12 protein-coding genes are annotated in these 14,452 nt (G+C 73.1%); 7 read left to right on the top strand and 5 right to left on the bottom strand.

What is annotated here, in order from left to right:
* Both ACFZCF_RS09485 and ACFZCF_RS09480 read right to left on the bottom strand, forming a co-directional pair.
* Window positions 1-774 carry an SDR family NAD(P)-dependent oxidoreductase gene (locus ACFZCF_RS09485; RefSeq protein ID WP_388437582.1) on the bottom strand — a complete coding sequence of 258 codons (774 nt, stop codon included), beginning with the start codon at window positions 772-774 and terminating at the stop codon, window positions 1-3.
* Window positions 775-826: 52 nt separating this feature from the next.
* The gene (locus ACFZCF_RS09480; protein ID WP_388437578.1) at window positions 827-1,513 is read right to left on the bottom strand and encodes an MOSC domain-containing protein; all 687 of its coding nucleotides are present in this window, start codon (window positions 1,511-1,513) and stop codon (window positions 827-829) included.
* A gap of 90 nt (window positions 1,514-1,603) precedes the next feature.
* Between ACFZCF_RS09480 and ACFZCF_RS09475 the strand changes: the two genes are divergently transcribed.
* Window positions 1,604-2,503: a LysR family transcriptional regulator gene (locus ACFZCF_RS09475; RefSeq protein WP_388437575.1), complete on the top strand. Its 900-nt coding sequence runs from the start codon at window positions 1,604-1,606 to the stop codon at window positions 2,501-2,503.
* 104 nt (window positions 2,504-2,607) lie between these two features.
* On the opposite strand, the gene ACFZCF_RS09470 is transcribed toward ACFZCF_RS09475, so the two are convergent.
* Window positions 2,608-2,946, bottom strand: coding sequence for a WhiB family transcriptional regulator (locus ACFZCF_RS09470; RefSeq protein WP_189948154.1), 339 nt, complete (start codon window positions 2,944-2,946; stop codon window positions 2,608-2,610).
* A gap of 435 nt (window positions 2,947-3,381) precedes the next feature.
* Between ACFZCF_RS09470 and ACFZCF_RS09465 the strand changes: the two genes are divergently transcribed.
* The 4 genes from ACFZCF_RS09465 (at window position 3,382) to ACFZCF_RS09450 (ending at window position 7,711) form a co-directional block, all read left to right on the top strand.
* Window positions 3,382-3,993, top strand: coding sequence for a response regulator transcription factor (locus ACFZCF_RS09465; protein ID WP_003948568.1), 612 nt, complete (start codon window positions 3,382-3,384; stop codon window positions 3,991-3,993).
* A 242-nt stretch (window positions 3,994-4,235) separates the two neighbouring features.
* A complete protein-coding gene (locus tag ACFZCF_RS09460; protein ID WP_030750140.1) occupies window positions 4,236-4,838 on the top strand; it encodes a sigma-70 family RNA polymerase sigma factor in 603 nt (200 codons plus the stop codon).
* 140 nt (window positions 4,839-4,978) lie between these two features.
* Window positions 4,979-6,481: an IMP dehydrogenase gene (gene guaB / locus ACFZCF_RS09455; RefSeq protein ID WP_391285704.1), complete on the top strand. Its 1,503-nt coding sequence runs from the start codon at window positions 4,979-4,981 to the stop codon at window positions 6,479-6,481.
* Window positions 6,482-6,586: 105 nt separating this feature from the next.
* Complete coding sequence (locus ACFZCF_RS09450; protein ID WP_150230835.1) at window positions 6,587-7,711, top strand: GuaB3 family IMP dehydrogenase-related protein; 1,125 nt, start codon at window positions 6,587-6,589, stop codon at window positions 7,709-7,711.
* A gap of 69 nt (window positions 7,712-7,780) precedes the next feature.
* Here ACFZCF_RS09450 and ACFZCF_RS09445 read toward each other — a convergent pair whose 3' ends face one another.
* Window positions 7,781-8,377 (bottom strand): hypothetical protein, encoded by a 597-nt coding sequence (locus ACFZCF_RS09445; RefSeq protein ID WP_391285701.1) that lies wholly within the window; start codon window positions 8,375-8,377, stop codon window positions 7,781-7,783.
* 98 nt (window positions 8,378-8,475) lie between these two features.
* Window positions 8,476-9,729: a nucleotide sugar dehydrogenase gene (locus tag ACFZCF_RS09440; RefSeq protein ID WP_391285699.1), complete on the bottom strand. Its 1,254-nt coding sequence runs from the start codon at window positions 9,727-9,729 to the stop codon at window positions 8,476-8,478.
* Window positions 9,730-10,210: 481 nt separating this feature from the next.
* Here ACFZCF_RS09440 and ACFZCF_RS09435 point away from each other — a divergent pair, with 481 nt between their 5' ends.
* The gene (locus ACFZCF_RS09435) at window positions 10,211-11,917 is read left to right on the top strand and encodes a glycerol-3-phosphate dehydrogenase/oxidase (protein WP_388437559.1); all 1,707 of its coding nucleotides are present in this window, start codon (window positions 10,211-10,213) and stop codon (window positions 11,915-11,917) included.
* Between the two features lie 197 nt (window positions 11,918-12,114).
* On the top strand, window positions 12,115-14,430 hold the full coding sequence (locus ACFZCF_RS09430) for a protein kinase (RefSeq protein WP_391285697.1): 2,316 nt from the start codon (window positions 12,115-12,117) through the stop codon (window positions 14,428-14,430).
* Window positions 14,431-14,452 lie beyond the last annotated feature (22 nt).

The raw sequence follows: 14,452 nt of genomic DNA, 5'->3' as shown, positions 1-14,452 counted from the left end.
CTACTGGGGCCCGTACTTCCGCCCGGCCTTCGACGACACCCCGCCCAGCAGCGAGCGCGGCGCCAGCTTCACCACGCCCATGAGGGCCTTGTAGCGCGGGTCCGGGATCGACAGGGTCCTGCCCCGGGCCAGGTCCGCCAGCGCCGCCGACACCAGCTTGTCCGCGTCGAGCCACATCCAGCCCGGGATGTTGTCCGTGCCCATCCCGGCCCGCTCGTGGAACTCGGTGCGCACGAAGCCGGGGCAGAGCGCCATCAGCCGCACCCCGCTGCCCGCGAGGTCCTTGGCCGCGCCCTGGGTGAACTGCACGACCCACGCCTTCGAGGCGCCGTAGGTGCCGCGCGGCACGAAGGCGGCCACCGAGGCCACGTTCACCACCCCGCCGCGCCGGCGCTCCCGCATCGCGGCGGCCGCCGCCGACGTCAGCCGGAGCACCGCCTCGCAGTGCACGGTCAGCATCTTCAGCTCGTCGGCCATCGACACGTCGAGGAAGCGGCCCTTGTTGCCGAAGCCCGCGTTGTTCACCAGCAGGTCGACCGGGCGGCGCGGGTCGGAGAGCCGGGCCTCGACCGCGGCGATCCCCTCCTCGGTGGAGAGGTCCGCGGCGAGCACCTCGGCCTCCACCCCGTGCCGGTCGTGCAGCTCGGTGGCCTGTTCCCGAAGGCGCGTCAGGTCCCGTGCCACCAGGACGACGTCGTGCCCGTCGGCCGCCAGCCTGCGCGCGAAGGCGGCTCCGATGCCGGCGGTGGCTCCCGTGATCAGTGCAGTGGTCATACCGGAACCGTAGTGCCCGGAAGCGTGCCGCCCGCCCTCGTACGGCCCGGCGTCAGCCGCTGTACTTCTCCGCGTACGCGCGGGCGAGGTCGAGCAGTCCGGACTCCATCCACTCGGCGGCCACCAGCGTCTCGGGCAGCCGGTGCCGCTCGGTGGTCGCCGCGCGGTGCAGGAGGGCGACGGTGACCGCGTGGTCCGGCCGGTGCACCACCGTGACCGGGTCGCCGGCCCGCACCTCGCCGGGCTCGATCACCCGCAGCAGCGCGCCGGGGCCGGCCTCCGCCCGGGTGAACCGCTTCACCCATCCCCGGGAGTCGACCCCCTGCTCCTCCAGGTGGCCCTGGAAGGTGCGGCACGGGATCCGGCCGCCGGTCACCTCGACGACCACGTCGTCGCCGATCCGCCAGCGCTCGCCGATCAGCGCCCCGTTGACGTCCACGCCGCTCGTCGTCAGGTTCTCGCCGAAGGAGCCGTTCGCCAGCGTCCGGCCGAGCTCCCGCTCCCAGCGGTCCAGGTCCTCGCGCGCGAAGGCGTACACGGCCCGGTCGGCGCCCCCGTGGAAGCGCAGGTCGCACACGTCGTCCCCGGCGACCCCGCTCGCCCCGACGCCGGTGGCCCCCGGCGACTGGATCCGTACCGGCCCCTCGACGGGCCGCTTGTCGATGCCCGTCCTCCCGGTGGGGGAGTCGGTGTAGCCGACGCTCTTCGCGCGGCCCGCGTTCACGCTCAACAAGGTCATACGGGCAGCCTAGGACGGCCTTCCCCGCCCCACCTCAAAGTTTTGATCGAAAATTCGCCGCCGAACCCAAGCGTCGCTTATGCTCGACCCATGATCGAGGCACGCCACCTCCGCGTCCTGCGCGCCGTCGCCGCCACCGGCTCCTTCTCCGCCGCCGCACGCGAACTGGGCTGCACCCAGCCCGCCGTCAGCCAGCAGATGAAGGCCCTGGAGAGCTCGGCGGGCACCCCGCTGCTCATCCGCACGGGCCGTGAGATGCGCCTCACCCAGGCCGGCGAGGTCCTGGTCCGGCACGCGGCCGGCATCCTCGCCGGACTCACCGCGGCCGAGGAGGAGGTCGCCGCCATCGCGGGCCTCCGGGCCGGCCGGGTCCGCCTGGTCTCCTTCCCCAGCGGGAGTTCCACCCTCGTCCCCACCGCCCTCGCCGCCCTGCGCGCCGCCCACCCCGGGACCCGGGTCTCCCTGGTCGAGGCCGAACCGCCGCGCTCCGTCGAGATGCTCCGCGAGGGCGACTGCGACATCGCGCTCGCCTTCCGGTACGGGTCCTCCCACGCGCCCGGCGAGTGGGACGACCTGGTCGTCCGCCCGCTCCTCACCGACCGGCTCGTCGGCCTGGTCCCGGAGGCCCACCCGCTCGCGGACGCGGGCTCCGTCTCCATCGCCGAGCTGGCCGGGGACTCCTGGATCGCGGGCTGCCCGCGCTGCCGCCGTCAGCTGGTCGACGTCTGCGAGGAGGCCGGCTTCGCCCCGCGCATCGACTTCGCCACCGACGACTACCCGGCGGTGGTGGGCCTGGTCGGCGCGGGGCTCGGCGTGGCCGTGCTGCCGGAGCTGGCCATCGAGTCCGTACGGCCCAAGGGGGCGCGCGCGGTCGCCGTCGAGCCCGCGGTGGAGCGGGAGATCGTGGCACTGACGCTGCCGGACCTGGCCCAGGTCCCGGCGGTCGCGGCCACCCTCGACGAGCTGACCCGCGCCGCCGCGCGCGCGTAGCCCGCTTCCCCCGGGCCTCCGGGGGCCTCTCGGGAGTTCAGCCCGGCCCTGCGCCCCGGCCTATGCCGGGCGCGGGCCCCCGGCCGCTGAGAGGAAACGTTCCTTCATGCATGTCCCATGATCGATCGGCCGGCGGACGCCGCCGGAGCCGCCGTGATCAGGCGGTTGCGCGCTCGGCCCATGAGTTCTTCGCGTTCGTCCTCGGTGAGGCCGCCCCATACGCCATAGGGCTCCCGCACGGCGAGTGCGTGTGCCGCGCACTCCGCGCGGACCGGGCACCGCATGCAGACCTCTTTCGCCGAGTTCTCACGCGCACTCCGTGCCGCGCCGCGCTCTCCCTCGGGGTGGAAGAACAGGGAGCTGTCGACTCCGCGGCAGGCCGCGAGCAGTTGCCAGTCCCACAGATCGGCGTTGGGTCCGGGAAGGCGGGAGAAATCTGCCATTGCGCTAGTCCCCTTGAAACCGTGTCGAGACGGGTTGGTGGGTGGGCGGGAAGTGGCTGTAGGCCCGGGGTTCCTCGTGCCCCGTTCGGTCCGGAGTATCCGACTACTGTCGAAGTAGATGTAAATATGACTCATTGCGAATCTAGCCACAGACACCGCGAAAAGGGAAGAAAACCCGCTAAATGGGGCATAGCTTCTGATGGTGGACGCAACGACCTGCGATGCTCTTCTCCGTGCACGGCCCCTCACAAGGAGTGCCGAAGGTCTCGTCCGACCCGTAACTCTTTCGAGTGACCATCGTTGAGAGTGCGAGGCGGTTGAGTGAACAAGCGATCGGGCAGGTGTCCGGGAGCGTCAACCGCACAGGTGACGATACGTACAGCCCTGGAGGCTCAAGGTGACGCGCATCAGCTGCGAGAGCCGCGGAGGTCGCTCATGACGTCCGTTCTCGTCTGCGACGACTCCCCGCTTGCCCGAGAGGCGCTTCGCCGCGCGGTCGCGACCGTGCCCGGCGTGGAGCGCGTGACCACCGCGGCCAACGGCGAGGAAGTCCTCCGCCGCTGGGGCGCGGACCGCTCCGACCTCATCCTGATGGACGTGCGCATGCCCGGCCTCGGCGGGGTGGAAACCGTCCGCCGACTGCTCTCCGCCGACCCCGGCGCCCGGATCATCATGCTCACCGTCGCCGAGGACCTCGACGGCGTGGCGCTCGCGGTCGCCGCCGGCGCCCGCGGCTACCTGCACAAGGACGCCTCGCGCGCCGAGCTGCGGGCCACCGTCACCCAGGCGCTCGCCGACCCGACCTGGCGACTCGCCCCGCGCCGGCTCCGCTCGGCCGAGATGGGCGCCGCGCCCACCCTCACCGCGCGCGAGATCCAGGTCCTCGAAGGCATGAGCCACGGCCGGTCCAACGCGGAGATCGGACGCGAGCTCTTCCTCTCCGAGGACACCGTGAAGACCCACGCCCGACGCCTCTTCAAGAAGCTCGGCGCCTCGGACCGCGCGCACGCCGTCGCGCTCGGATTCCGGTGGGGCCTGGTCCGCTGAGCCCTCGCGCACCGGCCGTCTCCCCGTCCGTACCCCGTCCACCGAGGGGCGGACGGGGCGGGCCTGTGTCACTTCCCCGCCCGATGCCGCATCCTTGAGATGTGGAGTTCCTCGGGGACGAGTCGATCGAGCGGAAGGGGAGGGCGCCACAGATGAATCCCGGCGCACCTGCTCATAACGCTTCGGTGCACAACAACGGACACGGTGCCACGGACGCCCAGGCGTCAAGGCACCATGGAGCGATGCGCGACGACGAGACCATGGGTTCGCCCATGCCTGCCGGGCAGGGAGAGATCGGTGCGCTCGTCCACCGTGCCGTCGAAGGGGACGCGCAGGCCACCCATGACCTGCTGGCGCGCGTCCATCCCCTCGCGCTGCGGTACTGCCGCACCCGGCTCAACCGCCTGCCCGGCGACGCGCGTCACTTCGTCGAGGACCTCGCGCAGGAGGTCTGCGTCGCCGTCCTGATGGCCCTGCCCCGCTACAAGGACACCGGCCGCCCCTTCGAGGCCTTCGTCTTCGCCATCGCCGGACACAAGGTCGCCGACCTGCAGCGGGCCGCCATGCGCCACCCCGGCTCCACCGCCGTGCCCTCGGACGAGATGCCCGAGCGGCCCGACGACTCCCTCGGCCCCGAGGAGCGCGCCCTCCTCAGCGACGACGCCGAATGGGCCAAGAAGCTCCTCGCCAACCTCCCGGAGAACCAGCGCGAGCTCCTCGTCCTCAGGGTCGCCGTCGGCCTGACGGCCGAGGAGACCGGCCAGATGCTCGGCATGTCCCCGGGAGCCGTCCGGGTCGCCCAGCACCGCGCCCTCAGCCGGCTCCGCGCGCTGGCCGAGCAGTAAGCCTCACCCCGTCCGCCCATCCCTTTCGTACACGTACGAAGGTCCAAAGCTTTCCGCTGATCTTGATCGTGGAATGAGACACCGCTCCGGCCCGTTAGCATGGACATCCCGCACCGATCAAGGCCATTTGGGAAGGTGTCATGACTGCCAACGTCGACGGAGTGCCCGGTAAATTCGCGACACTCGGGCTGACCTACGACGACGTGCTGCTGCTGCCCGGCGCGTCCGACATGGCGCCCGACCAGATCGACACCGCCTCGTACATCTCGAAGAACGTGCGGGTGAACATCCCGCTCCTCTCCGCCGCGATGGACAAGGTCACCGAGTCGCGCATGGCGATCGCCATGGCCCGGCAGGGTGGTGTCGGTGTTCTGCACCGCAATCTCTCCATCGCCGACCAGGCGAACCAGGTCGACCTGGTGAAGCGCTCCGAGTCGGGCATGGTGACCGACCCGATCACCGTCCACCCGGACGCGACGCTCGCCGAGGCCGACGCGATCTGCGCCAAGTTCCGCATCAGCGGCGTCCCGGTGACCGACCCGGCCGGCAAGCTCCTCGGCATCGTCACCAACCGCGACATGGCCTTCGAGTTGGACCGCACGCGCCAGGTGCGCGAGGTCATGACCCCCATGCCGCTCGTCACCGGCCACGTCGGCATCTCCGGCGTGGACGCCATGGACCTGCTGCGCCGCCACAAGATCGAGAAGCTTCCGCTGGTCGACGACACGGGCATCCTCAAGGGCCTCATCACGGTCAAGGACTTCGTGAAGGCCGAGAAGTACCCGAACGCCGCCAAGGACAAGGAGGGCCGCCTGCTCGTCGGCGCGGCCGTCGGCGTCGCCGGCGACGCCTTCGAGCGCGCCCAGGCCCTCATCGAGGCCGGTGTCGACTTCATCGTCGTCGACACCGCGCACGGCCACTCCCGGCTCGTCGGCGACATGATCGCCAAGATCAAGTCGAACTCCTCGGTGGACGTCATCGGCGGCAACGTCGCCACCCGCGACGGCGCCCAGGCCCTCGTCGACGCCGGTGCCGACGGCATCAAGGTCGGCGTCGGCCCCGGCTCCATCTGCACCACCCGCGTGGTCGCCGGCGTCGGCGTCCCGCAGGTCACCGCCATCTACGAGGCCTCCCTGGCCGCGCGGGCGGCGGGCGTGCCGGTCATCGGCGACGGCGGCCTGCAGTACTCCGGCGACATCGCCAAGGCGCTCGTCGCGGGCGCCGACACGGTGATGCTCGGCTCGCTGCTCGCGGGCTGCGAGGAGTCCCCGGGCGAGCTGCTCTTCATCAACGGCAAGCAGTTCAAGTCGTACCGCGGCATGGGCTCGCTGGGCGCCATGCAGACCCGCGGCGAGCGCAAGTCCTTCTCCAAGGACCGCTACTTCCAGGAGGGCGTCGCCTCCGACGAGCAGCTGATCCCCGAGGGCATCGAGGGCCAGGTGCCGTACCGCGGCCCGCTCGCCTCCGTGGTGCACCAGCTGGTCGGCGGTCTGCGCCAGTCGATGTTCTACGTCGGCGGCCGGACGGTCCCGGAGCTCCAGGAGAACGGCCGCTTCGTCCGGATCACCTCCGCGGGCCTCAAGGAGAGCCACCCGCACGACATCCAGATGACCGTCGAGGCGCCGAACTACAGCAGGCAGTAACACCGCGTGACCCAGGGGGCGGTTCCGGCATGTGGCCGGAGCCGCCCCCCGCGCGTGTGTCGGGGATACTGGTAGGCGCAGACATAGAGGGAAAGGCCACACATCGTGACTGAGATCGAGATCGGGCGCGGCAAGCGCGGCCGCAGGGCGTACGCGTTCGACGACATCGCCGTCGTACCGAGCCGGCGCACCCGGGACCCGAAGGAGGTCTCGATCGCCTGGCAGATCGACGCCTACCGCTTCGAGCTGCCCTTCCTGGCCGCCCCGATGGACTCGGTCGTCTCGCCGCAGACCGCCATCCGCATCGGCGAGCTGGGCGGCCTGGGCGTGCTGAACCTGGAAGGCCTGTGGACCCGGTACGAGGACCCGCAGCCGCTGCTCGACGAGATCGCCGAGCTGGACGAGGCCACCGCCACCCGCCGTCTGCAGGAGATCTACGCCGCTCCGATCAAGGAGGAGCTGATCGGGCAGCGCATCAAGGAGGTGCGCGACTCCGGCGTCGTCACCGCCGCCGCGCTCTCCCCGCAGCGCACCGCGCAGTTCTCCAAGGCCGTCGTCGACGCGGGCGTGGACATCTTCGTCATCCGCGGCACCACGGTCTCCGCCGAGCACGTCTCCGGCGCCGCCGAGCCGCTGAACCTGAAGCAGTTCATCTACGAGCTGGACGTCCCGGTCATCGTCGGCGGCTGCGCCACGTACACCGCCGCCCTGCACCTGATGCGCACCGGCGCCGCGGGCGTCCTGGTCGGCTTCGGCGGCGGCGCCGCCCACACCACCCGCAACGTCCTGGGCATCCAGGTCCCGATGGCGACCGCCGTCGCCGACGTGGCCGCGGCCCGCCGCGACTACATGGACGAGTCCGGCGGCCGGTACGTGCACGTGATCGCCGACGGCGGCGTCGGCTGGTCCGGCGACCTCCCGAAGGCCATCGCCTGCGGCGCGGACGCCGTGATGATCGGCTCCCCGCTGGCGCGCGGCACCGACGCGCCGGGCAAGGGCCACCACTGGGGCATGGAGGCCGTCCACGAGGACGTGCCGCGCGGCAAGCTGGTCGACCTGGGCATCGTCGGCACCACCGAGGAGATCCTCACCGGTCCTTCGCACACCCCGGACGGCTCGATGAACTTCTTCGGCGCCCTGCGCCGCGCGATGGCCACCACGGGCTACAGCGAGCTCAAGGAGTTCCAGCGCGTCGAGGTCACCGTCGCGGACTCGCAGCACCGCCGCTGACGCGTCCCCGGACACGGACGAGGGGCCCCGCACCGACCGGTGCGGGGCCCCTCGCGCGTCTCGTACGGATCAGTGGCCGGCCTTCTTGGCGCCGGAGAAGGCGGCGGCCGCGCCGAGCGCGAGGAAGAGGAAGGTCATGACGTCCTTGCCCTCGCTCCACGCCGCCGTCAGCCCGCCGAAGTCGTCGAGGAAGATGTCGGTGAAGGAGACGTGGAACTCCTTGGAGGCGTAGACCGCGATGCCGACGAGCTGGCCGAGGTAGACGGCGCCGAGCGAGAGGAGCGCGGAGACCACCGGCAGCACCGGGTTGCCGCCGCCGACCTTGCCGGCGGCGAAGCCGACCGCGAAGCCCACGCCGACGGCGGCCCAGCCGATCTCCGCCTCGATGCCGCCGAGGATGGCGCCGTAGATGCCGGCGGTGACCAGCGCGGTGACGACGGCGGCGACGATGCCCAGGCCGATGTTGGTCCGGCGCGGCGCGGGCGCCGGCGGGTAGGCGCCGAACGGGTTCTGGCCGGCGGGCTGCTGCGGCGCGCCCTGGGCGAACGGGTTCTGGCCGGCGGGCTGCTGGGCCGGGGCGCCCTGGGCGTACGGGTTCTGACCGGCGGCCGGGTCGGGCGTGCCCTGGGCGTACGGGTTGCCGGGCGGCGGAACGGGCTGGCTCATGGTGGTGGTCCCCCAAGACGGATGCCGCACGGGCGTGCGATCAACGGGGCCGGACACTAGCAGTCCGTTCCGACAGTGGCCCACCCGTTACCCGAGCCTCAGAGGCGGTGCGCGGTGCCGGCGGGGGTGGCGCCGCGGGTGTCGAGGAGGAGCTGCGCCTTCACGGCGAGGCCCTGGAGGTCGTAGACGCGGTGGTGCTGGAGCAGGACGGTCAGGTCGGCGTGGGCGGCGGCCTCGTAGAGCGAGTCGGCGCGGGGGACGGGCAGGTCCCGCACCCGCCAGTCGGGGACGTGCGGGTCGTGGAAGCTGACCGCCGCGCCCAGGTCCATGAGCCGGCGGGCGATCTCGTCGGCGGGGGAGCCCTCGCGGTCGGCGAGGTCGGGCTTGTACGTGATGCCGAGGAGCAGGACCCGGGCGCCGCGGGCGGACTTGCCGTGCTCGTTGAGGAGGGCGGCGGCCCGCTGGACGACGTACCGGGGCATCCGCTGGTTGACCTGGCCGGCGAGTTCGACGAGGCGGAGCGGGCCGTGGGAGCCGAGGTGCTCGACGGGGACGCCGTGGCCGCCGACCCCGGGGCCCGGGCGGAAGGCCTGGAAGCCGAAGGGCTTGGTCTCGGCGCAGCGGATGACGTCCCAGAGGTCGACGCCGAGTTCGTGGCAGAGGACCGCCATCTCGTTGACGAGGGCGATGTTGACGTGCCGGAAGTTGGTCTCCAGGAGCTTGACCGTCTCCGCTTCGCGGGGGCCACGCGCGCGTACCACCTTGTCGGTGAAGCGGCCGTAGAAGGCGGCGGCGGACTCGGTGCACGCGGGCGTGAGGCCGCCGATGACCTTCGGGACGGCGGCGGGGCCGGGTCGGGTGCCGGGGTCGACGCGGCCGGGGTCGAGGCGGCTGGGGGAGTAGGCGAGGTGGAAGTCGCGGCCCGCCCGCAGGCCGGAGCCGTCCTCCAGGAGCTCGCGGAGGGGGCCCTCGGTGGTGCCGGGCGGGACGGGGGACTCCAGGACGACGGTGGTGTGCGGCCGGAGCCGGGCGGCGAGCGCGCGGGCGGCGTCGGTGACGGCGGCGAGGTCGAGGGCGCCGTCGGGGCCGAGGGGGGTGGGGGCGCAGAGGACGGCGGTGCGGACCCGGCCGAGCTCGACCGGGCTGGTGGTGGCCCGGAAACCGCCGGAGAGCATGCGCCGGATGTCGGAGGCGGTGAGGGAGCCGTCGACCGGGGGGCGGCCGGCGGCGAGCTCGGCGATCGGGCGGGGGTCGGTGTCGAAGCCGACGGTGGCGATGCCCGCGGCGGTCGCGGCCTGGGCGAGGGGGAGTCCGTGGTGGCCGAGGCCGATGACGGCGAGGTCTGCGGGCATGGGGGGTGGGCCGTCCTTCCCGGTAGCCGTTGTCCGCTGCGTGCGCAACAGGTAACCAATGTCAGACTAGGAGTAAATATGACCGATATGCGGCATTGCATGATCGAAGGTCGCCGAGTGTTATCCACAGGTCCGCCCGCGGGCGGTGGCCGAAGCCGCCGGACCGGTCCAGAATCGGGACGGGGAGCCGGGCCGCGGACGGCCCGGCCCCGCACCGCGACGACCAGGACACCGGGAGGCCGAGGAACGGACGGCGAGGAGACCGGGAGGAAGGCCCGGGGCGGCGAGGGACGCCGGAGCGGATACGGGACGAGGAGGACCCGCGGCGACGAGGGCCCGCGACGGTGAGGGACGCCGGGGCGAGGCCCCGGGACGACTAGGGCCCGCGACGGTGAGGGACGCCGGGACGAGGCCCCGGGACGACGAGGCACCCGGACGGCGAGGGACACCGGACGGCACACGACGACGGGAGGCGGCAGCCGTGAGGACAGCGACACTGGGACCGGCCGAGCGCGCCGCGGCGCTGGCGGCCATGGCCGAGCGCGAGCTGGACGTGCTGGTGGTCGGCGGCGGCGTCGTCGGCGCCGGCACCGCACTCGACGCGGTCACGCGCGGACTCTCCACCGGCATCGTCGAGGCTCGCGACTGGGCCTCCGGCACCTCCAGCCGCTCCAGCAAGCTCATCCACGGCGGACTGCGCTACCTGGAGATGCTCGACTTCGCCCTGGTCCGCGAGGCCCTCAAGGAGCGCGGTCTGCTCCTGGAGCGGCTCGCCCCCCACCTGGTGAAACCGGTGCCGTTCCTCTACCCCCTCCAGCACCAGGGCTGGGAGCGGCTCTACGCGGGTTCCGGCGTCGCCCTGTACGACGCCATGTCCGTCTCCTCCGGCCACGGCCGCGGCCTGCCCGTCCACCGCCACCTCAGCCGCAAGGGCGCCCTCCGCGTCGCCCCCTGCCTGCGCAAGGACGCCCTCACCGGCGCCCTCCAGTACTACGACGCCCAGATGGACGACGCCCGCTTCGTCCTCACCCTCGTCCGCACCGCCGCCTCCTACGGCGCCCTGGCCGCCGCCCGGGCGCGGGTCACCGGCTTCCTCCGCGAGGGCGAGCGGGTCGTCGGCGCCCGCGTCCAGGACGTCGAGACCGGCGGCGAGTACGTCATCCGGGCCAAGCAGGTCGTCAACGCCACCGGGGTGTGGACCGACGACACCCAGGCCCTCATCGGCGAACGCGGCCAGTTCCACGTCCGCGCCTCCAAGGGCATCCACCTCGTCGTCCCCAAGGACCGGATCCACTCCACCACCGGCCTCATCCTGCGCACCGAGAAGTCCGTCCTCTTCGTCATCCCCTGGGGACGGCACTGGATCATCGGCACCACCGACACCGACTGGGACCTCGACAAGGCGCACCCCGCCGCCTCCAGCGCCGACATCGACTACCTCCTGAAGCACGTCAACACCGTGCTCGCCACCCCCCTCTCCCGCGACGACGTCCAGGGGGTCTACGCGGGCCTGCGCCCGCTGCTCGCCGGCGAGTCCGACGCCACCAGCAAGCTCTCCCGCGAGCACACCGTCGCCCACCCGGCCCCCGGCCTCGTCGTCGTCGCGGGCGGCAAGTACACGACCTACCGGGTGATGGCGAAGGACGCCGTCGACGAGGCCGTGCACGGCCTCGACCAGCGGGTGGCCCCCTGCGTCACCGAGGACACGCCGCTGCTCGGCGCCGAGGGCTACCGGGCGCTGTGGAACGCGCGGGCGAGGATCGCCGCCCGCACCGGCCTCCACGTCGTCCGCGTCGAACACCTCCTCAACCGCTACGGCTCCCTCGCCGAGGAGGTCCTCGCGCTCGTCTCCGAGGACCCCTCGCTCGGCGAACCGCTCGCCGCCGCCGACGACTACCTGCGCGCCGAGATCGTGTACGCCGCCTCCCACGAGGGCGCCCGCCACCTCGACGACGTCCTCACCCGCCGCACCCGCGTCTCCATCGAGACCTTCGACCGCGGCACCCGCAGCGCGCGCGAGGCCGCCGGACTCATGGCACCGGTCCTCGGCTGGGACGAGGGCCAGATCGAGAGGGAGGTCGAACACTACGAGAAGCGGGTCGAGGCCGAGCGCGAGTCCCAGCGGCAGCCCGACGACCTCACGGCCGACGCCGCACGGCTCGGTGCGCCCGACATCGTCCCGATCTGACGGGGGCTCCGCCTGACGGAGCGTCCGTGACGAGGGGGAACCCGGAGGCGCCTGTGGCGCGTCGTCATACCGGAGTACGGACCCGGGGGCGCCACCCGTCCCGAGGTGAGGGACAATGGCCTCTCTTCCAGGGCGGGTTGCCGCAGCGTGTGGAGTGCGGCGGGCGCGGCGGAGATCAGGGAACGCAGAGGGGACGCATGTCGGAGTCGGAGCAGTCGCGGGACACGGCGCAGCCCGAGGACGGGAAGCCTCAGGACACCAGGCCCCAGGACGCGAAGCCCCAGGGGGCGAAGCTCCAGGACACCGCGCCGGGGGACACCGGACCGAGAGGCGCCGGACAGGGTGACGCGGCGCCTCGGGACGCGAAGTCCCCGGACGCGCGGGACCGGGACACCGAACCCCGGGACCCGCGGCCCCAGGACGCGAAGTCCCCGGGCGGCACGTCCGCCGACCCCCGTACGGGGCGGGCCCCGGCCGCGCCCCGGGACCGGGTGCCGGGGACCGAGCCGTCCACCGGACGGGCCGGGTTCGGCGCCGGCGACGGCGACGGGCAGCGGCCCCCGGCCGACCGGCTCCGCAAGGGCGCCGGCTCCTCCACCACCGAGACCGAGGGACGGCTGCTCGCCGGCCGCTACCGGCTCGGCGCCCTCCTCGGCCGCGGCGGCATGGGCACCGTCTGGCGAGCCGTCGACGAGACCCTCGGCCGCACCGTCGCCGTCAAGGAACTCCGCTTCCCCAGCAGCATCGACGAGGACGAGAAGCGCCGCCTGATCACCCGGACCCTGCGCGAGGCCAAGGCCATCGCCAAGATCCGCAACAACGGCGCCGTGACCGTCTACGACGTCGTCGACGAGGACGACCGCCCCTGGATCGTCATGGAGCTCATCGAGGGCAAGTCGCTCGCGGACGCCGTGCGCGAGGACGGCGTCCTCACTCCGCGCCGCGCCGCCGAGGTCGGCCTCGCCATCCTCGACGTGCTGCGCTCCGCCCACCGCGAGGGCATCCTGCACCGCGACGTGAAGCCGTCCAACGTCCTCATCTCCGACGACGGCCGCGTCGTGCTCACCGACTTCGGCATCGCCCAGGTGGAGGGCGACCCGTCCATCACCTCCACCGGCATGCTCGTCGGCGCCCCCTCCTACATCTCGCCCGAGCGCGCCCGCGGCCACAAGCCCGGCCCCGCCGCCGACCTGTGGTCGCTCGGCGGTCTGCTCTACGCGGCCGTCGAGGGCTCCCCGCCGTACGACAAGGGCTCCGCGATCGCGACCCTCACCGCCGTCATGACCGAGCCCGTCGATCCGCCGAAGAACGCGGGCCCCGAGCTGGAGCAGGTCATCTACGGGCTGCTCGCCAAGGATCCGGCGCAGCGGCTCGACGACGCCGGCGCCCGGGTGCTGCTGCGCGCCGTGCTCGACGCCCCCGAGGCGGCGCCGGAGCCCTCGCCCGAGGTGACCAGGATCGTCCCGCTGCCGACCCGGCCCGAGCGCGGCCCGGAGGTCACGGCCGTCGCCCAGGAGAAGGCCCCCGAGCCCGCCGCCGAGCGGGTGCGGGGCGCCCTCGCCTCCGTACGGAACGCGGCCGCGGCCGCCAAGGCCGAGTCGAAGGCCAAGGACCGCACCAAGGAGAAGTCCCGCGAGCAGGGCCGGCAGCGGCCCGTGCCCGCGGGCGGCTCCCGGCCGGCCCCGGCCCGCGCCCCGCTCACCGACGTCGTCCCCCGGCGCACGCTGGTGATCATCGCCGCGGTCGCCGTGCTCGCCCTCCTCGGCACCATCCTCGCCGTCTCCCTGAGCGGCGACGACAAGGGCTCCGAGGGCAAGGGCGGCGAGACCACCGCCTCGGCCGGCACCAGCGCCGGCGGCGACGGCGGCTCCGGCACCGACGGCGGCAAGGGCGGCGCGTCGGGCGACCCCACCGAGCAGGGCGGCTCCCGCCCCGGCGAGACCGGCACCTCGGACAACGGCGGGGCGAACGGCGCGAACGGCGCCACGGGCGGGTCCACCGGCCAGACCGGCACCACGCCCTCCGCCAAGCCCAGCGGCGGCACCGGCGCCGCGCTCCCGGCCGGCTACTCCCTGGTCACCAACGACCGCTTCAAGTTCTCGATGGCGATGCCCGCCTCCTTCTCCATGCGTCCCATCGACGGCTACAGCGGGGGCGCCATATGGAGCGAGAGCGGCGGCTTCCCGCGCGTCCAGGTCGACTTCAATGCCAGCCCCAAGGACGACGCGCGGGCCGCCTGGCTGGCGGCCGTCGGCGCGGTGCGGGCCACCAGCACCGGCTACAAGCACATCCGCGTCGACTCCGTCCCGTACAGGGGCTACCCGACCGTCGCCGACTGGGAGTTCGAGCGGACCCAGAAGGGCGTGCGCGTCCACGTCCTCAACCGGGGCTTCAAGGTGGACGCGAAGCACGGCTACTCGATCATGGTCAGCTGCAAGGCCGAGGAGTGGAACGGCACGGAGTGCCGGACGCTGCGCGAGACGGCGTTCGCCACGTTCAGCCCCAAGGACTGACCGCGGCCCGTATCGTGAGGTG

It is taken from the genome of Streptomyces sp. NPDC007945, from assembly GCF_042958885.1.
In the GTDB taxonomy this organism is placed as follows: domain Bacteria; phylum Actinomycetota; class Actinomycetes; order Streptomycetales; family Streptomycetaceae; genus Streptomyces.
The sequence above is the reverse complement of the archived record's forward strand: the minus strand, read 5'-3'. Positions and strand labels throughout refer to the sequence as shown.